The organism is Streptomyces sp. NBC_01707 (assembly GCF_041438805.1).
Classification (GTDB): Bacteria; Actinomycetota; Actinomycetes; order Streptomycetales; family Streptomycetaceae; genus Streptomyces.
On sequence record NZ_CP109190.1, the window covers coordinates 6,336,747 to 6,355,521 of the forward strand.

At 69.9% G+C, this 18,775-nt stretch carries 14 protein-coding genes, 2 tRNA genes and 1 pseudogene; 9 read left to right on the forward strand and 8 right to left on the reverse strand.

Annotated elements, in window-relative coordinates; genetic code table 11:
• Window positions 1–83 precede the first annotated feature (83 nt).
• A complete protein-coding gene (locus tag OG963_RS28465) occupies window positions 84–548 on the reverse strand; it encodes a hypothetical protein (RefSeq protein ID WP_371799601.1) in 465 nt (154 codons plus the stop codon).
• Window positions 549–574: 26 nt separating this feature from the next.
• On the opposite strand from OG963_RS28465, the pseudogene OG963_RS28470 reads away from it, so the two are divergent.
• The 4 genes and pseudogenes from OG963_RS28470 to OG963_RS28485 all read left to right on the forward strand — a co-directional run.
• Window positions 575–702, forward strand: a pseudogene (locus OG963_RS28470) (TIGR01457 family HAD-type hydrolase); the annotation flags it as partial.
• A gap of 143 nt (window positions 703–845) precedes the next feature.
• Complete coding sequence (locus tag OG963_RS28475) at window positions 846–1,421, forward strand: hypothetical protein (protein WP_093776906.1); 576 nt, start codon at window positions 846–848, stop codon at window positions 1,419–1,421.
• 5 nt (window positions 1,422–1,426) lie between these two features.
• Window positions 1,427–2,158, forward strand: a complete 732-nt coding sequence (locus OG963_RS28480) for a class F sortase (protein ID WP_093930495.1) — start codon at window positions 1,427–1,429, stop codon at window positions 2,156–2,158.
• A 321-nt stretch (window positions 2,159–2,479) separates the two neighbouring features.
• On the forward strand, window positions 2,480–3,493 hold the full coding sequence (locus tag OG963_RS28485) for a glycoside hydrolase family 6 protein (protein WP_319739601.1): 1,014 nt from the start codon (window positions 2,480–2,482) through the stop codon (window positions 3,491–3,493).
• A gap of 51 nt (window positions 3,494–3,544) precedes the next feature.
• Here OG963_RS28485 and OG963_RS28490 read toward each other — a convergent pair whose 3' ends face one another.
• The 3 genes from OG963_RS28490 to OG963_RS28500 form a co-directional block, all read right to left on the reverse strand.
• Window positions 3,545–5,479, reverse strand: coding sequence for a galactose oxidase-like domain-containing protein (locus OG963_RS28490; protein WP_371799602.1), 1,935 nt, complete (start codon window positions 5,477–5,479; stop codon window positions 3,545–3,547).
• Window positions 5,476–7,407, reverse strand: a complete 1,932-nt coding sequence (locus OG963_RS28495; protein WP_371799603.1) for a glycosyltransferase family 2 protein — start codon at window positions 7,405–7,407, stop codon at window positions 5,476–5,478. The genes OG963_RS28490 and OG963_RS28495 overlap by 4 nt, the downstream gene beginning before the upstream one ends.
• 423 nt (window positions 7,408–7,830) lie before the next feature.
• Window positions 7,831–7,904 (reverse strand) — tRNA-Lys (locus OG963_RS28500).
• Window positions 7,905–8,087: 183 nt separating this feature from the next.
• Here OG963_RS28500 and OG963_RS28505 point away from each other — a divergent pair.
• The 4 genes from OG963_RS28505 (at window position 8,088) to OG963_RS28520 (ending at window position 14,091) form a co-directional block, all read left to right on the forward strand.
• Window positions 8,088–9,551, forward strand: coding sequence for a peptidoglycan-binding protein (locus tag OG963_RS28505; protein WP_371799604.1), 1,464 nt, complete (start codon window positions 8,088–8,090; stop codon window positions 9,549–9,551).
• Between the two features lie 76 nt (window positions 9,552–9,627).
• Window positions 9,628–11,634: an SPFH domain-containing protein gene (locus tag OG963_RS28510; RefSeq protein ID WP_371799605.1), complete on the forward strand. Its 2,007-nt coding sequence runs from the start codon at window positions 9,628–9,630 to the stop codon at window positions 11,632–11,634.
• A 160-nt stretch (window positions 11,635–11,794) separates the two neighbouring features.
• Window positions 11,795–12,385: a lytic polysaccharide monooxygenase gene (locus tag OG963_RS28515; protein ID WP_093776916.1), complete on the forward strand. Its 591-nt coding sequence runs from the start codon at window positions 11,795–11,797 to the stop codon at window positions 12,383–12,385.
• Between the two features lie 26 nt (window positions 12,386–12,411).
• Window positions 12,412–14,091 carry an AMP-binding protein gene (locus tag OG963_RS28520; protein WP_371799606.1) on the forward strand — a complete coding sequence of 560 codons (1,680 nt, stop codon included), beginning with the start codon at window positions 12,412–12,414 and terminating at the stop codon, window positions 14,089–14,091.
• An 83-nt stretch (window positions 14,092–14,174) separates the two neighbouring features.
• Here OG963_RS28520 and OG963_RS28525 read toward each other — a convergent pair whose 3' ends face one another.
• The 4 genes from OG963_RS28525 to OG963_RS28540 form a co-directional block, all read right to left on the reverse strand.
• Entirely contained in the window at window positions 14,175–15,686 is a 1,512-nt protein-coding gene (locus OG963_RS28525; RefSeq protein ID WP_093930499.1) for an MFS transporter, read from the reverse strand.
• Between the two features lie 133 nt (window positions 15,687–15,819).
• Window positions 15,820–15,893, reverse strand: a tRNA-Lys gene (locus OG963_RS28530).
• A gap of 94 nt (window positions 15,894–15,987) precedes the next feature.
• Window positions 15,988–17,157, reverse strand: a complete 1,170-nt coding sequence (locus OG963_RS28535; protein WP_256223720.1) for a HAMP domain-containing sensor histidine kinase — start codon at window positions 17,155–17,157, stop codon at window positions 15,988–15,990.
• The gene (locus OG963_RS28540; RefSeq protein ID WP_030923319.1) at window positions 17,154–17,831 is read right to left on the reverse strand and encodes a response regulator transcription factor; all 678 of its coding nucleotides are present in this window, start codon (window positions 17,829–17,831) and stop codon (window positions 17,154–17,156) included. Before OG963_RS28540 ends, OG963_RS28535 begins: the two co-directional genes overlap by 4 nt.
• Before the next feature lie 293 nt (window positions 17,832–18,124).
• Between OG963_RS28540 and OG963_RS28545 the strand changes: the two genes are divergently transcribed.
• Window positions 18,125–18,766 (forward strand): M15 family metallopeptidase, encoded by a 642-nt coding sequence (locus OG963_RS28545; protein ID WP_093776922.1) that lies wholly within the window; start codon window positions 18,125–18,127, stop codon window positions 18,764–18,766.
• Window positions 18,767–18,775 lie beyond the last annotated feature (9 nt).

The window sequence follows — 18,775 nt, forward strand, 5'->3', positions numbered from 1 at the left end:
TCTACGACGGCGGCAGTGAGGGGACGCACTCCTGACTGCCGAACTGCAGCCTCAGATCTGGTGGTTGCCCGCTGGCACACGGGCTACTTCCACACGATCTCAAGGAGCTCCGGGCGGAACACTCCGCGCTGTGCGCCGCCCTTACCTGCTCCGCTGATCATCACGGATTCGATAGTCCTCATGATCTCCTGCCGCTTCATGTCCACGGTGCCGCCCTCCCATTCGCGGACGATGCGACCGGCCGCGGAGCCTGCTGGGGCGGGTGTCTCCGGAAACGTCGAGACCTTCTCTTTCGTCTCCCGCTCCTTGTCCTCCAGGCGGCGGATCTCGCGGGCGAACTCGCCGAGAGAGAGCAGGTCGTCAGCCCGAAGCTGTCGAGCCTCGGCCTTGTCCGCCTCGACCTGCTCCAGCGCCTTCTTGGCCTTGGTCAGCTCGGGGTCTTCCTCTTCAGCGGGCTGCACAGTGCGAGCCCGCTTCTTGAGGCTGCCGAGAAGGACCTTCTCGACGTAGTCGTCGACCGGGGGCCGCTGCGGGACAGCTTTCCGCACCCGCCGCCCGCCTTCCTGCACAGGTAGAGGCCCGAACGTACAGTTTCGAGCGCTCACCAAGGCGATCCGCGTGATCAACGGCGGGGCCCGCTTCATCTGGACCAACCCGGGACGGGACCAGCCCCTCCGCCGAGGGCCGGCCGCTGCGCGTGGGCTGAGACCCGCCCGGCACCGGCACGGGCGAGTGCGGGGAGAGGTTCCTGCGAGCCGTTCCCCGCACTCCCACGGACCAAGCCCGTCGCCCCAGCGGATGCGAAAACCCGCCGGACGCGTGAACCTGCCTTTAGGAGGTTCACGATGCGTTCCATATCCCTCACGTTCTGTGGAGCCGCAGTGGTTGCGGTGACACTGATGCCCGCTTCCGTCGCACTGGCCGACTCCGGCACCAGCCAGGAAAAGGAAACACAGACCCGCGCCGCCCTCTCGGTGGACCCGGCCTCCATCGCCCCCGGGGGTGAGGTGGACCTGCGGGTCGACGGCTGCAAGGGGGGGAAGGCCAAAGGGATCTCCGACGCCTTCGACTCCGACGCCGGCTTCTCGGCCGCCGACGACAGCAGACTCTCCGCCAGAGCCAAGATCCGCTCGGACGCAGCGGCCGGCGACTACGACATCTGGGTGACCTGTGACGACGACAAGGACACCCGGGTGTCCGGCACCGTCACCGTCGTCGATCGCGAAGGCGCCGCACCCGTCGCCCCGATCGCCCCGGTCCGCGCCGGAGGCGGCGGCACCGCGACACTCCTTGCCGGCGAGGCGGCCCAGCAGGACGGCCCCGGCATCGCACACACCGTGACCGGGCTGGTCCTGGCCGCCGTCGCGTCCGTCGCCGTCGCCTTCCGCAGCTCCCGCCGTCGTCACCCGTCCGCGGACTGAACGAGATGTCCGCCTCGGACCGCCCCACAGGCACCGGCCGGCTGCTCACCGGCGTGGCCTGGGCCGTCGTGTTGCTGGGCCTGTGGCTCTGGGGTCGCGGAATCACCGACGGATCCGGCGCCAGCTCCGCCCCGACCACCGGCGATGTCGCCGCGGTCGGCCGCCCGCTCGGCGTACCGCTGCCCGCGGCGCACGCCCCGATCAAGGGCGCGGCCCCCGAGCGCGTCGAGATCCCCTCGATCGGCATCAAGGCCCCCGTCGTCTCCCGCGGCCTGGACGCGGCGGGAGGGATCGACCCGCCGTCCTTCGCGACACCGCACACGGTCGGCTGGTACGGCAGCGGCACCCGGCCCGGCGCGGCGGGCGCCGCGCTCTTCGTCGGCCATGTCGACACCGAGACCAAACCGGCCGTCTTCTACGGGCTCAGCGCGGCCCGCCCCGGCGCCAAGATCCGGGTGGTCCGCACGGACGGCACGGTCGCCGAATTCACCATCGACGACGTCCAGGTCTTCACCCGGGACCGCTTCAACGCCCGCAAGGCGTACGGTCCCCGCAAGGACGGCCGGGCGGAGCTGAGGCTGATCACCTGCGGCGGTACGTTCGACCGCGCGTCGCACGAGTACAACGCCAATGTGGTCGTCTCCGCCTATCTGACCGGCGAGAAGAAGAGTCCGGCCAGGACGGCCGGGGCCATGGGCAAGTCCGGCAGGTCGGCCAGGTCCGCCGACTCGGCGTAGGACGTCCTGGGCAGAGGAGGGATACCTGGCCCGGCCGGCCGCCCGTTCTCCCCCCGGGGCGCCGGCCGGGCCGGTCCTCGACCGCGGTGCGCGGGCTGCGGGAGAAGCCCGGCGCCGACACGGGAGGGCAAGGGGGCGCGTGGGCCACTGCTGAACACTGTAGGCCGGTGAACGGTCATGGCCCAGTCGTTTTTTGACGGTGCGTTCAGAATCGGTCACTGTCCGTCGTTCATGGGCGTCCTTGTATGTACGGGCAAGCCGGACACCGGGGTGTGCCAGGATGGATTCGCCCGGTCTTGTCCGGCACTCAAGGGGGAGTGGATGTACGGCAGTTGCACCGGCTGGTTCCGCACGGGGGCGGTGGCCGCGGTCGGCGCGATGGTGCTGCTCGCGGGATGTTCATCGGCCGACGACGACGGGGACGAGAGACCCTCCGCGATCGGCCGTCAGCCCTCGGGCGGCGGCCCGTACTGGGTCAATCCCGAAGGGAACGCGGCGCGGCAGGTCGCCGCCTACACCAGGGACGGCAACGACAGGAACGCCGACCTGATCAGGAAGATCGCCCGGCAGCCGGTCGGCGAGTGGATCGGCCCGGACAACCCCGAGGTCGAGGCCAAGGGCTTCACCGAGGCGGCCGCGAAGGCCGACCGGGAGGCGCTGCTGGTCCTGTACAACATCCCGCACCGCGACTGCGGCCAGTTCTCGAAGGGCGGTGCCGCCGACGGCAACGCGTACCGCGCCTGGCTGGAGAAGGTCGCCCAGGGCATCGGCGACCGCCGCGCCACGGTGATCCTGGAGCCGGACGCGGTACTGCACCTGGTCGACGGCTGCACTCCGCAGGAGTTCCACGAGGAGCGGTACGACCTCCTCAAGGGCGCAGTCCAGCGGCTGAAGCAACTGCCACACACCCGCGTCTACATGGACGCGGGCAACGCCGGCTGGCACACGCCCGACGCGCTCTTCCAGCCGATCCGGCGGGCAGGCATCGCCGACGCGGACGGCTTCGCGGTCAATGTCTCCAACTTCCAGACCACGGCGGTCAGTACGGACTTCGGCAGGCAGCTGTCGGAGAGGGTCGGCGGCAAGCCGTTCGTGATCGACACCAGCCGCAACGGCAACGGCCCCTACGACGGCGGTGACCCGAAGGAGAACTGGTGCAACCCTCCGGACCGCGCACTCGGCGAACCGCCGACGACGGACACGGGTGAGGACCTGGTCGACGCGTATCTCTGGGTCAAGCGGCCGGGAGAGTCGGACGGTACCTGCAAGGGGGGTCCGAAGGCAGGGGCGTGGTGGCCGGAGTACGCACTGGGTCTGGCCCGCGACACGAAGTAGTCCCGGGGGTCGTCCTGCGGCCGGCTTTTCGTCCTCGAACTCCCCCTCGGTCTACGGGATCTCCACCCATGTCCCCTCCGACGGAGTCCCCTTGGAGTCCGTCACGAACAGCATGTACCACCCCGACGGCACCAGCGCCCGGTTCTTCGGCACGGTCACCGAGATGCCCCCCGCCGTTCTCGCCAGCCCCAGCTCCACCGACCGTTGGTCCGTGTCCGTCACATGCGTCACCGCGCTCGGCCGCATCAGCTTCGCCGACGTGATCGTCGACCCCCGTGAGGTCGTGAACATCCCCGTACCGCCCCGCCGTAGCCTCTTCGGTCCCGCGGTCAGCTCCGGGCGTGAGCCGCGGTACAGGTAGGGCGGGGTGTAGATCTCGATGCGTTGCTCGAAGACGCCGGGGCGGGAGTTCGCCCTGTCGGCGTAGAGCGAGTCCGAGCCGAAGATCATGATGCGGCCGTCGGGGAGCAGTACGGACCCCGAGTGGTAGTTGCGGCCCACCGCCGGGTCCGCGACCCGCTTGTACCTGTCCGTCTTCGCGTCGTACAGCCGCGCCTGCAGGACGTTCGAGCCGCCGCGCCCCCGGTAGTCGTCGGAGCCGCCGGTGACCAGCACCGAGTCGTCCGGCAGCAGCGTCGCGCTCGGGTAGCGGGTGCCCTCGTCGAGCGACGCGCCGTCCCGGAACTCGGGGTCTGGGTCCTTGAGGTCGACCAGCCGGGACTTCTCGCTGGACCTCTCCGACTCACCGACCCCGCCGCCGCCGATGACCATGAACTTCTCGTCCTGGGCGGGAGGCAGCCGTATCGTCGCCGATGTCTCCATCTCGTCGGCGTCGCTCAGTCCCGGGATCTTCTGGAACCTGTTGGTCGCGAGGTCCCAGATACCGGGGTCGCGGCCGATGTCGGCGGGTCCGTACCCGGCGTTCGAGCCGGAGTAGAAGAGCTTGCCGTCGTTCAGGAGGAAGACCGCGGGGTACGTGGGGAACTTCCGGACGATGCCGGTGTACTTCCACTTCCTGGTCTTCGGGTCGTAGATCTCGTCCTTGCCGGGCACGATCTGCCCGATCTCGTCCAGCCCGGACAGGGCGAGGACCTTCCCGTCGTCCAGTGTGGTCAGTGTCGGATACCAGCGTGCCTCGTGCATCGGGTCGACGGTGATGTACTTCTCCGCCACCGGGTCGAATTCGTACGCCTCCCGGATGCCCTGGAAATCCTTCTTGTCGAGGGCGAGCTTCTGGGCGATTCCGTACACGTTCCGGGTGTCGGAGCCGGAGAGGCCGGAGACCCGGTAGTTGTCCTGGGTGCCCGTCCCGTACTCCGTGCCGGCCTGCCGGGACTCGACGTAGATCCGGCCGAGCCCGGGATCGTTGCGCAGGAATGCGCCGGTCCGCCTGTCGAAGACCTTGGTGGCCCTCTCCACCAGTACCGGGTCCTTGGAGACGAACGTCTTCCCGTTCCCCTTGCCGGTGAACCGGGTGCCCGCGGGCAGGGTGACCGGCTTGTCCGGGTCCTCGTTGTGGACGATCATCAGGCCGCCGGCCTTGGTGACATCGCCCTCGAGCTTCTCGTACCGCTTCGTGCCGCCGGCTATCAGCAGCTTGCCGTCCGGCAGCTGGGTGTGACCGGAGCAGAACATGTCCTTGGGCGTGGGTATGTTCTTGAACGTGCCGGCCGCCGGGTCCCACAGCACGGACCGGAAGCTCTTCGCGTCGAAGTTCTTCTGGTTGTTGCCGGAGCCCGCGACGAGCAGCACCTTGCCGGTGTGCAGCAGGGCGGCGTGGATCGTGTTGATCCGGAACTCGGACGGCACGTCCAGGAAGCTCCAGTGTCCGTTGGCGGCCTTGTACTCCGGTTTGTTGATCGCGTACGCGTGGTAGCGCTCGCTGCCGAAGCGGTACAGCCACGGCCCGTTCGCTCCCGAGAGCGCCAGAACCACCGCCGTACTGATCGCCATGCGGCGGGTACGGCGGCTCGGGTGGTACTTCATCGTTCACGTCCCCCAAGGGCGATCTGCACGGTCTGGTCGTCGGCGAGCCGGCCGGGCCGCTCCTGCGGGGAGTGCACCGGACGAGGGGCCGGTGCGCCGCCCTGCGGCGGTGGCGGTCCGCCGCGCCGCTTCTTCTTCTCCGTGCGGACGGTGTGCCGCCAGCAGACGATCGGCGCCGCCGTGATGAGCAGGGCCAGGGCGGCCCAGGCGAGCATCGCCGGATGGCTGTGGCCGAGAACGAAGGACGCGGTGAGGGAACCGCCGAAGACCAGGATGAAGAAGAGATGGATGCGGAAGGTGCCGAACAGGGTGTCAGGGCTGGACGAGTCGCCCTTGGGTGTCACCACGAACGAGCTCTTGCGGCGCAGTACGGCATCCATCAGGGAACGTGCGTAGATCGGGGCGGAGAGCGCGGACATCATCATGCCCGCCAGACCGCCGGAGCCCTCGGGCTCGTGCGGAGACACGTTGTGCCGCCGGTTCCAGATGTACAGACCGATCTGGAGCGCCGAGGCGTTGCCGTACAGCATCATCCAGACGACCGGGTCGATCTGCACTCCCGAGGCGCCCATGCCCAGGAACAGTGCGCAACTGAGTGCCGCCAGGATCCAGTTCAGGGCCGACATCGGGTAGAAAATGATCATCATCGTGTAGTTGAAGAGCCTGCCGAAGGGGAGCGTCCCGATCCCTCTCCAGTACTGCTTGAGGATCGTTTCGTACGTCCCCCGTGACCAGCGCAGCTGCTGGGTGAAGAAGTCTGTCCATGCGGTCGGGCCCTCGCCGACGGCCAGCACGTCCGGGGTGTACACCGAGCGCCAGTTCCGGCCGGTGCGCGGGTTGCGGGCCCGGTGCATCTCGAAGCCGGTCGCCATGTCCTCGGTGATCGAGTCGTACAGGCCGCCGATCTGCTGCAGGGCCGATATCCGCACGGCATTGCTGGTGCCGACGAACATCGGGGCGCCGTAGCGGTTGCCCGCGCGCTGGATCAGTGCGTGGAAGAGGAACTGCTGGGACTCGGCGGCCTTCGTGACGAGTGTGTCGTAGTTGCCGTAGACCTGCGGGCCGATGACGAAGCCGACGTCCGGGTCGCGGAAGTAGCCGAGCATCCGCTCCAGGTAGTTGGGCAGCGGTACGTGATCGGTGTCGACCGAGGCGAAGAAGTCGTACGCACCGCCGTGGGCGTCGAGCCAGGCGTTGTAGTTGCCGTGCTTGGTCCTCGCGCGGTGCGCGCCCTCGGTCCGGTTCCAGTGCGGGACTCCCTTGCGGGAGAAGTGGTGCACCCCGAGGCGGGCACAGACCTCCTTCACCGCGGGGTCGTCGCCCTCGTCGAGCAGCCAGACGTGCAGCGGTCCTCGGTGCCGGACGCGGACCGCAGCTTCGAGGGTCTTCGTCACCATCTCCAGGGGCTCCTTGCCCGGGACGAAGGAGGTGAGGAAGGCGACCCTGGTGCCGGACTCGGGCACGACGGGGACCGGGTCACGCGCGACCAGCGTCGCGTGCGCGTTCGACAGGACATTCATCGTGCGGAAGAGCTCGATCAGACCGATCGAGACGAGCATGACGATGTCGAGGATCAGCAGCGTGTCGTTCTTGACGTTCGGGTCGCGTCGGGTCCAGTGCTCGGGCTGCATCAGCCAGGCGAACAGGCCGAGCGAGACGAGCGGTGCGGCGCCGAGCAGGAGCGCGGCGCGGATCCTGTGCGGCTCCTGCGAGAGCAGCGAGCGGAACCGCACGGTGTAGGGCTTGTCCGGATCGGGCTGGGTCAGTGGCCCGGCCAGCCGGCTGTAGTGCTCGTAGTCGTAACGCGGCAGCGCCTTCTTCGGGTGGCGCCGTTGTACCCCGGTCCGCAGCTGCGGGGGTAACCGCAGCTGTGTGGTCCGGGAGGAGTGGTCGTCGTCCTGTCCGGCGCCGGTCGGCGTCGACGTCATGGGTCATCCCCCTGCACGCACTGGTCACTGCGTGATCGGTCGGTCGTCTCGTCCGCCGCAATCCCCCTCGATCGCCGCGGGCGACATCGCTGGCGGGCCGCTTCCCCCGAGACACGGGACTGCGCCCTTCCGGCTGCAGGATGCCCCTCGGCATCCGTCCATGAGCGGGACCCCCACCCCGCGGTACCGCAACCGGAACTTCCCCCGCATTGTCCCAACTGCGGGTGTCATCGGCCTGGTTGAAGCCGATGACCCCATGACAGGTTGTATGACCCAGGTCGTTATCGCAAGGGTGAATCAGGGCCGGTAATCAACCATATGTGCGATTTGAGTGACTCTTGTGGAGGGGCGTGCGGAGGTGTACGGGCCGCGCGCGCACGAACAAGGCCCCCTCACGCTGAGTGAGGGGGCCTTGATTCTGCGTGCGCCGCCAGGGACTCGAACCCCGGACCCGCTGATTAAGAGTCAGCTGCTCTAACCAACTGAGCTAGCGGCGCCTGCTGACCTGGAGAACTCTACCCGACCTCCAGGGGGTGCTTCTGACCATTTCCTGTCGATCACGGCCTGTCGGATGGTCGTTTTTTCACTTCTATCCGTCAAAATGCAATATGTCAGGTGAGTTGAAACGCTGACGCCTGTGCAGATGCGCCCAAAGATCTTGAGAGTGCGGAGGGACTCGCATGACTGTGCCGGCCTTCGAGGAGTACGCGCCCGCCGCCGACTGCACCTGCGCGGGGTGTGCCGCGCAGCGCCGAGCCGCCGCCAGGGCCCTGCCGAGGCGGTACGGAGGACACCCTGCCGCGCATGGGGCACGGCGCGCGCTGGTCATGGTCACGGCGGCGGGCGTGGTGCTCGGCACCGGCGGGGCCGAGGCGGCGAGCGCGGTGACCGGGCACGCCGAAGGCACCGGAACCGCAGGGGCCGCAGGATCCGTCGGGTCCGCCCGGGCGGACCCGACGCCGATCCCGGCCGGCCCGAGTGACCCGGGCGATCCGGCCGACCTGGGCGATCCGGCCGATCTGGCCGACCAGGGCGACCCGGCCGATCTGGCCGACCCGGGCGATCCGGATCCGGACGACTCGGAATCCGGCAGTCCGCAGGGCACCCCCGGCCCTCTGCGGGGTGGCGGGACCCCGGGGCCGCCTTCGTCCACGGGCTCGGCACCGCAGACGCCGAGGACCACACGGACGGACATCATCAACCGGGCGAAGAAATGGGTCAGCGAGCAGGTCCCGTACGGCATGGCGAAGTACTGGTCCGACGGCTACCGGCAGGACTGCTCCGGCTATGTGTCGATGGCCTGGAAGCTGAAGGGCAACGAGTGGACCGGCAGCCTCGCCAAATTCGGGACCAAGATCGCCCGCAAGGATCTGAAGCCCGGCGACATCCTGCTCTTCCACAACAAGGCCAACCCGACGAAGGGCTCGCACGTCACGATCTTCGGCGGCTGGACCGACTACACGCACAGCCATTACTCGGCGTACGAGCAGACGCCCTCGCACACGCGTAAGCAGACGACGCCCATGGCGTACTGGACCCACTCCGGCAGCTACGTCCCGTACCGCTACAAGGGGCTTTCCACCGGTACCGGTAGCAGTAGTCCGAAGGCGATTTCGGCGTTCCCGGGTGCCGCGAAGTTCGATCCCGGCGTCAGCAGCGCGTACGTCACCCGGCTCGGCCGCATGCTCGTGGACCGAGGCGGCAAGCGCTTCTACAAGGGCGGCCCGGGACCGGACTGGGGCGACGCGGACCGGCGCGCGACCCAGGCGTTCCAGAAGGCCCAGGGCTGGTCGGGCAAGGAAGCGGACGGCATCCCCGGCCCGGACACCTGGCGCCTGCTGGTGAGCGGAACGGGCCGGGACATCCCCGCGAGCGGCAGCGAGGACAGGGGCGGTTCGACCGCGGCTCCGGCGTTCCCGGGCCGGGACCATTTCCGGCCGGGTCGGTCCAACAGCCATGTCGACGAGCTCGGCAGACAGTTGGTGAGGAAGGGATACGGCAAGCACTACGCAAAGGGCCCCGGCCCCCGATGGACCGAGGAGGACCGCCGCAATGTCGGTGCCTTCCAGCGGGCCCAGGGCTGGCGGGGCGCAGAGGCCGACGGCTACCCCGGCCCAGAGACCTGGCAACGACTTTTCGCGTGACGGAACGGACATGACGGAGGCGGGAATGAAATCCACGGTGTCGGACAGCTCCGGAGGTCCGGAGAAGGAGAACAGGATGGAAGGTGAGTCGGTGAACGGCGGCGAGGAAACGAGGGCCGGATGGGGCCCGGGCGTGGGTGCCGACGCAGGGTCCCGTACGGGTGCCGAGCCGGGCGAAGGGACGGACTCCGTCCTCGACGTGGTGCTCGACCTGGTCCCGGGCGAAGCCAAGGACTCCACCCTCGGGGCGGCCTCGGCATCGGTGTCCGTCCCGGTTGCGGACCCCGTGCCGGCTTCGGTGGCTGCCCCGGTCCCGGACCCCGTGCCGTCTGTCGCGGCCGGGGCCGTACGGCCGCCCGGATCCGTCGGAGCCGGGCCGGTGCCCGGCACCGCGCCCGACGCCGCACTCGGCCCCGTGGTCGCCGGCCTGGTGACGGTCGGGGACGAAGGGGAAGCCGCCCCGGCTCCGGACCCAGCCCCGGCTCCGGACCCCGCACGGGCCGTCGGGGCCGGGGCCGCATGGCCGCCGCCCGGACCCGTCGGTACCGAGCCGGTGCCCGACACCGTGCTCGACGCCTTGCTCGATGGCGCACCCGGCTCCGTGCCGGCTTCGGTGGCTGCCCCGGTCCCGGACCCGGTGCCGGTTCCGGACCCCGTGCCGGTCTCGGTGTCTGCCACGGTCTCGGACCCCGTGCCGGCTGTCGAGGTCAGGGCCGTATGGCCGCCCGAGCCCATCGGAGTCGAGCCGGGGCCAGGCATCGTGCGCGACACCACGCCCGACGCCGCATCCGCTGCCCTGCTCGATACCGCGCCGTACACCGTGCCCGAGTGCGCGCCCGACGTCATGCTCGGCGCCGTGCCCGACACCGTGCCCGAGACGGTGTCCGACGCCTTGCACGATGCCGCGCAGTACGCCGTGCCCGAGACGGTGTCCGGAGCCGCGGGCGACGGGGCGGACGGCGCCGGTGCCCGGTGGGAGACCGGGCGGCGGCGGTCGGTCAGCACCAAGGAGCACGACGCCGTCGTCCCCGTGCACATCTCCTCCCGCGACGACTCCGCCACGTCCCATGTCGATCGAACGCGGCAGGGTGGCAGCGGGGAGAAGGCGACGGGCGTGCGGCGGGCGCCCGTCGCACGCAGGGGGCAGGTGCAGGCACCCATCAGGCCCGCTCCGAGCACGGATCCGTACCTGACCGAGAAGCCGGGGAGCGCACTGCCCGGGTGGATCGCGGTGCTCACCGGGCTGGCCGGGATCGTCGCCGGTGGCGCCGTGCTGTGGTGGGCCGGTGCGGTGCCGCGTGGCCTGCTCGCGCGGGCCGGGATCGATGCGCGCCCGTACGAGGGGATCGGCGTCGGGTCCTTGGCGGAGCTCTTCCTGTCGGTGATCCTGGTGCTCGTCGCGGTCGGCGGTCTGGGCCGTGGGCGCGTCGGGAGCGCGTGGGTGCTGACGCTCTTCGGCGAGTACCGGGGTACCGTGCGCCGGACCGGACTCGTCTGGACCAACCCGCTGCTGGCGCGCCGCCGCGTCGACGTGCGGCTTCGGCACTGGCGGAGCGAACCGCTGCCCGCCGTGGACGCGAACGGTACGGCGCTGCGCGTCGTCGTCCTCGTCGTGTGGCGGATCAAGGACACGGTGCGGGCGACGTTCGGGGTGACGGACCACGAGGACTATCTGCGCGAGCAGGTCGAGTCGGCGATTGCGCGGGTCCTCTCGCAGCTGCCCGCCGACTCCTTCCACGAGGACGCGCACACCCTGCGCAACGCGGAGGCGGTCGGGGACGCGCTGACCCTGACGCTGCAGGGGGAATGCGAGCCGGTGGGTATCGAGGTGTACTCCGCGCAGCCGACCGGTATCGAGTACGCGCCGGAGGTCGCCGCTTCCATGCAGCGCCGACGGATCGCCGCCATCGACGCCCAACACCGCGACAGCGTGCTGACTTCCGTGGTCGACGCGGTGGACGACACGGTCAGCCGGCTGACCGCGCGAGGCCTCGTGACGCTCGACGACTACGAACGGAAGGCGCTGGTCAAGGACCTCACGGTGGCCTTCTACACCGGACGCACCAGTAGGGAGGGCTCCTGATCGCGCCGGCGCGCCGTCTCCGTGGGGAACCGGAATCCCACTCCCATTGGTCTGGACATGTTCATGCCCTGTCAATAATCTAAGGCTTGGTCTAGACCGCACCATCACGCGCGCAGCAGTGCTCATGGAACCTCCCCCACGTTCTTGAGGAGCGACAGCAATGCGTAAACGGGCAAGCGCGGCCGTCATAGGCCTCGCCATCGCGGGCGTCTCGATGTTCGCGACGAGCAGCGCCGGCAGTCACGGCTACACCGACAACCCCATCAGTCGCCAGAAGCTCTGCGCCAACGGCACCGTCACCGGCTGCGGTGCCATCCAGTACGAGCCGCAGAGCGTCGAGGCTCCCAAGGGCTTCCCGGCAGCGGGTCCGGCCGACGGCAAGATCTGCTCCGGCGCCCACGACAACTTCGCCGCACTGGACGACCCGCGCGGCGGCAGCTGGCCCGCCACCAAGGTCACCGCGGGTCAGGGCTTCAGCTTCCGCTGGCAGTTCACCGCCCGCCACGCCACAACGGACTTCCGGTACTACATCACCAAGAACGGCTGGGACCCCACCAAACCGCTCACCAGGGCGGCGCTCGAGTCCCAGCCGTTCATGACCGTGCCGTACGGCGGTCAGCAGCCCCCGGCCACCCTGACCCAGCAGGGCACCATCCCCACCCAGAAGACCGGGCGGCACATCATCCTGAGCGTCTGGAACATAGCGGACACCGGGAACGCGTTCTACGCGTGCTCCGATGTTCAGTTCTGACGCTTAGTCAGTTACCGTGCGGCGCCATGGGGAGCGCAGGCACCGTCGCGGAGCTCGTACAGCACCAATGGGGCGACCACCGGCCCGGGTTGAGGCATGAGGACACCGTCCTCAGTCACCACCAGGTCGCCGTCGGCGCTGCCGCACGGGCTGCGCTCCTGGTGGATCTGCTGCCGGCGGGCAGCGAACCGCACCTGGGGGTGCTGCTCGACAACACTCCCGAATTCCCCCTGTGGTTGAGCGCGGCGGCCCTGGCCGGGGCCGCCGTTGCGGGCATCAACCCGACCCGGCGCGGCGCCGAACTGGCCCGCGACATCAGGCACACCGAGTGCCGGGTCCTGGTCACCGAACGCGCGCATCTGCCGTTGCTCGACGGGCTCGATCTGCCGGGCGTACGGCTGCTCGTCACCGACACCGACGCGTACGCCGAGCTGCTCGCCGGCTACGCGGGGGCCGAGCCGGGCGACGCGGTGCTCGGGGAGGTCCGGTCCGCCACCCGCATGCTGCTCTACTTCACCTCCGGGTCGACCGGTGCGCCCAAGGCCGCGGTCTGCACCCAGGGGCGGCTGGCCGCGGCCGGGCAGTCGCTGGTCGACCACTTCGGGGTCCGGCGCGACGACGTCCACTACGTCTGCATGCCGATGTTCCACGGCAACGCAGTGATCGCCGACTGGGCACCCGCACTGGCGGGCGGCGCCGCGGTCGCCCTGCGCCGCCGCTTCTCGGCCTCAGGCTTTCTCGACGACGTACGGGCGTACGGCGCCACGTACTTCACCTACGTCGGCCGCGCCGTGCAGTACCTGCTGGCCACCCCCGAGCGCCCCGATGACCGGGACCATCCGCTGCGGCTCGGCTTCGGCACCGAGGCGGGCGCCGTGGACGCGGCCAGGTTCCGGGAGCGGTTCGGGGTGCGGCTGGTGGAGGGGTACGGATCCTCCGAGGGCGGCGCGGCGATCCAGCGGACCCCGGACACCCCGGCCGGCGCCATCGGGCGGGCCTCCGTGCGGGACGATCTCGCCGTGGTCGACCCGGAGACCGGTGAGGAGCGCGCCGCCGCGGTCTTCGACGAGGGCGGACGACTGGTCAACGGGGACGAAGCCATAGGTGAGTTGGTCAACCGGGGCCGTACGCCCTTCGAGGGCTACTGGCGCAACGCGGAGGCGGACGCGGCGCGGGTGCGCGGCGGCTGGTACTGGACCGGGGACCTGTTCTTCCGCGACCTCGACGGCTTCCTCTACTTCGCGGGCCGCACGGACGACCGGCTGCGCGTCGACAGCGAGAACCTGGCGGCCGCGATGATCGAGAACATCCTGGCCCGCTGGGGGGACGCGGCGGCCGTCGCGGTGTACGCGGTGCCGGACCCGGTGGCCGGAGACCAGGTGATGGCGGCGTTGGCGCTGCGTGAGGGGGCGGTGTTCGACCCGGACGCCTTCGCCGCGTTCCTGGCGGCCCAGCCGGATCTGGGGACGAAGATGGCGCCCCGCTTCGTGCGGATCGTCCCGGCGATGCCGGTCACGGCGACGAACAAGGTGCACCGGGTCGCGCTCCGCCGCGTGGGCTTCCGGAGCGCGGACCCGGTGTGGTGGAACGGGGTGGGCGGTGGTGCCTACGGCCCGTTGGGGGGCGAGGAACTGGCCGGCCTGCTCGCCGAGTACGAGGCGCACGGACGAACAGCTCTCCTGTCCCCGATCCCCCCCATGGTCTGAAGGGCAGGCAGAGGACCCTCCACGGGCTCGGAACTCAGGCCCGTCCGGCGGACGAGGACGGACGGGGCGACGTCGGCGGCCCGTCAGTGCGTCGGGGCCAGCTGCTTCACGGCCCCACTTCCGCGCCGCAGAAGTGCCACGGCGAGCACCGCTCCCGCCAGCAGAATCAACGATCCCGCCACCGACGCGTACTGCATGCTGTGCACGAATGCCTCCCGGCCGGCCGAGATCAGCGACGCGTCCCCCGTGGCCAGTGCCCCCGGCAGCGTCTTGCGCGCGGCCTCGGGTGCGGAGTCCGGCAGGTCCGCCGCGTACACCGCGGTGGCGACCGCGCCCAGCAGCGCCATGCCCATCGCGCCGCCGAACTCCTGACCGGTCTCCAGCAGTGACGCGGCCGAACCGGCCTTCTCCGGCGGGGCGGTCGCCAGCGCCAGGTCCGAGACGAGTGCCATGACGGTGACGATGCCCGAGCTCATCACGGCCGAGCCGATGAGCAGCAGCCACAGCGAGTCCGTGTCGGACAGGGCCAGCAGGGCGAACCCGGCGGCGGCGATGACGAATCCGGCGGAGATGACGTATGAACGGTCGACCCGCTGGGCGATGGCCGTGGCCGTCGGCGCCGCGGCCCCCACCGCCAGTGATGGGGCCAGGCTCCACAGGGCGGCCTCCATCGTGGACATGCCGAGCACCGACTGGAGGTACTGGGTGGTGAAGAAGGCGGAACCCATCATCGCGAACGCGGCGAGGGAGTTCAGGCCGATTCCGGCGGCGAAGCCCTTCCCGCGGAACAGCTCCCGGCTGATCATCGCGTCGTCACGGACGCGCTGACGGCGGACGAAGAACCAGCTGACGAGGAGGCCGATGGCGATGATCAGGGCGTTGCGCGCGTCGAGACCATGGGCCGCGCTCTCCTTGACGCCGTAGACGACGGGGAGCACGGCGCCCATCGAAAGCGGCACGCTCCACAGGTCGAACCGCCCCGGATTCGGGTCCTTGAACTCCGGGACCAGCATCGGCACCAGAACCAGCAGCAGCACCATCGCCGGCACATTGATCAGGAAGACCGAGCCCCACCAGAAGTGCTGCAGCATGACCCCGCTGAGCACCGAGCCGAGTGCGATCCCGCCCGCCATGGCGCCGGACCAGATGCCGACCGCGGTGCTGCGCTGCCGCTCGTTGCGGAACATGTTCCGTACGAGTCCCATCGTCGACGGCATCAGCGTCGCTCCGCCGATCCCGAGCAGCGCACGTGCCGCGATCAGCATCTCGGGGCTGGTGGCGTATGCCGCGCCGACGGACGCGGTGCCGAAGGCGGCCGCCCCGAGGAGCAGCAGCTTGCGGCGGCCGATCCGGTCGCCGAGCGAGCCCATCGTGATGAGCAGGCCGGACAGGGCGAAGCCGTACACATCGAAGATCCAGAGCTGCTGGGTGGCGCTGGGGGCGAGGTCCCGGTCGATGGACGGGATCGCGAAGAAGAGGACGGAGACGTCCATCGAGACAAGGAGGAGGGGGAGCAGGAGGACCACGAAGGCGGTCCATTCCTTGCGGCCGGCGAGGTCACTGCGATCAGTGGTGGTGCTCGTCGCGTTCGTCATGCCAGGAAATATACGAGCGTTTAAAACAAGTGTCTAGTACGTCTGTGTAACACACTTGTATGGAACGATGGGCAGCAAAAAACGCAGTGGGCGGTCTACGTACATCTACGTAGACCGCCCACTGCGTTGTCTGTGCGCCGCCAGGGACTCGAACCCCGGACCCGCTGATTAAGAGTCAGCTGCTCTAACCAACTGAGCTAGCGGCGCCTGCTGACTCGAAAATAATACCTGGTCCCGAGAGGTGCTGATGACACGCGCCCACGAGGGGCCCGCGGGGACATCCGGCCTGATCGGACGGCCCCTAACGGCCGGGGAGCGACACGCGGGCGGTGAGCCCGCCGCCGCGGTTCGGGGTCAGGGTCAGGTCGCCGTGGTGGGCGCGGACGACACCGGCGACGATGGCCAGGCCGAGGCCGTGCCCGCGGCGCGCGGGGTCCTTCTCGGCCAGACGTCCGCTGCCGCGCAGGAACGGTTCGGTGAGGTGGTCGACCGTGTCGGGCAGGAGGGGCCCGGTGTTGGTGACGGTCAGGACGGCGCGGCCCGGGTGCGCCGGATCGGGCTCGGTGGTCAGCGAGAGCGATCCGCCGGTGGGCAGATTGTGCCGCAGGGCGTTGTGGAGCAGGTTCAGGGTGAGCTGGCGGAGCAACACACCGTCGCCGGTGGCCGGAGCCGGGCGGATGTCGGTGGAGAGGGTGATGCCCCGTGTCCCGGCTTCCTCACGGACGAGATCGAGGGCCTCTCGGGCGGTGTCGGCGAGATCGAGCGGCTGTGTGGCGGGCGAGGTGTGGTCGAGGGCGGAGAGTTGCAGCAGGGCGTCGGTGACCTCGATGCCGCGCTGGTTGGTCTCGCGCAGCCGGGCCACGAGCCGGGGGTAGTCCTGGCCGTCGGGGTCGGCGGTGGCGACGTCGAGCATGGTGCGGTTGATGGCGAGCGGGGTGCGAAGTTCGTGCGAGGCGTTGGCGGCGAACCGCTGCTGGGCGTCGAAGGACCGCTGCAGGCGGGCGAGCATGGTGTCGAAGGTGTCGGAGAGATCGGTGAACTCGTCGCGCGGACCGGTGAGCCCGATGCGATGGTCCAGGGAGCCGTCGGCCGCCCGCTTGGCAGCTCGGGTGATGTCCTGCAGGGGCCGCAGGACACGGCCCGCGATGAACCAGCCGCCGCCGACCCCGACGAGCGCCAGCAGGAGCAGCGTCAGGCCGGAGGCTTTGAGCAGGGTCTGAAGGATCTCCTGCCGGGAAGGGGCGCCGCTCTCGTCCCGCGGGTTCGCGGCGGTCAAAGGGTAGTTGGGCACGAACCGCATGGCCAGGTAGATGACGGCCAGGGTGAACGCGCCCGCGACGACCACGAACAGGGCGTAGGTGAGGGTGAGCTTCATCCGGGCGGTCAGCCGGCGCGGCCGAAGGGGGCGCGCCGGATCGTCCGCCGCCGGTGCCGCGGCGGTGGCCCGGTGGGGTGCTGATCGCCGGTTCACCGTCCGTGCTCCGCCGGTTCGGCGAGCCGGTATCCGACGCCGGGCACGGTGAGGATGGACCACGGTTCGCCCAGCCGTTTGCGGAGGGTGGACATGGTGATGCGGACCGCGTTGGTGAACGGGTCTGCGTTCTCGTCCCAGGCCCGCTCCAGCAGCGTCTCAGCGCTGACGACCCCGCCCCGCGCCGTCATGAGGACTTCCAGGACGGCGAACTGCTTCCTGGTGAGCGCGACGTACTTCCCGTCCCGGAAGACTTCGCGCCGGAACGGGTCCAGCCGGATTCCGGCGTACTCGATGACCGGGGGTGTGCTGTCCTTGGGCCGGCGGGCCAGTGAGCGGAGCCGTACGACCAGCTCTTTCAGGTCGAAAGGCTTGGTCAGGTAGTCGTCGGCGCCGATCTCGAACCCGGTGACCTTCTCGTCGAGGAGGCCCGCCGCCGTCAGCATGAGCACGCGGCAGCCGAGGCGCCGCTGCACGATGGTCCGGCACACGTCGTCGCCGTGCGTGCCGGGGATGTCGCGGTCGAGCACGACGACGTCGTACTCGTTCACGTCGAGGCGCTCCAAGGCGGTGTCGCCGTCCCCGGCGATGTCGGAGGCGATCGCTTCGAGCCTCAGACCCGCCTGCACCGCCTCGGCGAGATACAGCTCGTCCTCGACAATCAGCACCCGCATGCGGCCTCTCCCGCTCTGTGTCAAACCGGACGATATCCGGCTTCCGTTCAGCCTACGGCCCGCGCAGGGAACAGTGGCGAAGAGCGATTTCCGCACTGCGGAGCGCTCCTGCCGGTATTCCCGCCGCGAGCCGGACCGGCCGCCGGTCCTGTACCCGGCCATCTCCATTGGAGCGGTCCGCGCCTATCGAAAACGTATCGGGAAATCGAGACGGCCCGACAACACGTCCCGCCCTTGACTCAAGGCATCCCGAGCGGCACCTGCCGCTGCGTCCGAGAAGCCTGGAGGCCACGATGAACGAGGACCACGTGGCGAACCGCCCGACGGCGGCGCGCCGATTCCCCGGCCGGATGACGGCAGGAATCGGCGCATTCCTGGTTCTGACGCTGTCGGCGACATGGGTCGTGACGACCCGGAGCGAACCGGCCGCACCGGCAACCGCACCGGCAGAGCATTCGCCGGACAGCGGTGGAGCGCCCGCGGAGGTCCCTCCCGAGGCCGCCGACGACGGTGAACTGCCGGACGACCGTGAAATCACCCCCTTCGACACCCGGCACGCGGCCGTCACCCGTCTGGACAAGCGTCTGCTGAAGGCCGTGCAGGCAGCTGCCCGGGACGCCCGAGGAGACGGCATCGAATTCGTGGTCACGTCGGGCTGGCGCAGCAAGGAGCACCAGCAGCGCCTGCTGGAGGAGGGAATCGAGAAGTACGGGAGCCTGGAAAAGGCGCGGGAGTTCGTGAACACCCCGGAGAAGTCGACCCACGTGTCCGGGAAAGCGGTGGACATCGGCCCCACCGACGCCGACGACTGGCTCATCCGGCACGGCTCCGGCTATGGCCTGTGCCAGGTCTACGCCAACGAGATGTGGCACTTCGAGTTGCTGGCCGGCCCCGGCGGCACCTGCCCCGCCCCGCTGAACAATGCCGCCGGCTGACGGTTACCC

What these genes read in the sequence shown, in the direction of transcription:
- OG963_RS28520 (WP_371799606.1), top strand. Translation starts at nt 12,412, where the DNA reads ATGGGGAGCGCAGGCACCGTCGCGGAGCTCGTACAGCACCAATGGGGC.
- OG963_RS28490 (WP_371799602.1), bottom strand. Translation starts at nt 5,479, where the DNA reads ATGAAGTACCACCCGAGCCGCCGTACCCGCCGCATGGCGATCAGTACG.
- OG963_RS28515 (WP_093776916.1), top strand. Translation starts at nt 11,795, where the DNA reads ATGCGTAAACGGGCAAGCGCGGCCGTCATAGGCCTCGCCATCGCGGGC.
- OG963_RS28510 (WP_371799605.1), top strand. Translation starts at nt 9,628, where the DNA reads ATGGAAGGTGAGTCGGTGAACGGCGGCGAGGAAACGAGGGCCGGATGG.
- OG963_RS28505 (WP_371799604.1), top strand. Translation starts at nt 8,088, where the DNA reads ATGACTGTGCCGGCCTTCGAGGAGTACGCGCCCGCCGCCGACTGCACC.
- OG963_RS28480 (WP_093930495.1), top strand. Translation starts at nt 1,427, where the DNA reads ATGTCCGCCTCGGACCGCCCCACAGGCACCGGCCGGCTGCTCACCGGC.
- OG963_RS28495 (WP_371799603.1), bottom strand. Translation starts at nt 7,407, where the DNA reads ATGACGTCGACGCCGACCGGCGCCGGACAGGACGACGACCACTCCTCC.
- OG963_RS28545 (WP_093776922.1), top strand. Translation starts at nt 18,125, where the DNA reads ATGAACGAGGACCACGTGGCGAACCGCCCGACGGCGGCGCGCCGATTC.
- OG963_RS28525 (WP_093930499.1), bottom strand. Translation starts at nt 15,686, where the DNA reads ATGACGAACGCGACGAGCACCACCACTGATCGCAGTGACCTCGCCGGC.
- OG963_RS28485 (WP_319739601.1), top strand. Translation starts at nt 2,480, where the DNA reads ATGTACGGCAGTTGCACCGGCTGGTTCCGCACGGGGGCGGTGGCCGCG.
- OG963_RS28475 (WP_093776906.1), top strand. Translation starts at nt 846, where the DNA reads ATGCGTTCCATATCCCTCACGTTCTGTGGAGCCGCAGTGGTTGCGGTG.
- OG963_RS28540 (WP_030923319.1), bottom strand. Translation starts at nt 17,831, where the DNA reads ATGCGGGTGCTGATTGTCGAGGACGAGCTGTATCTCGCCGAGGCGGTG.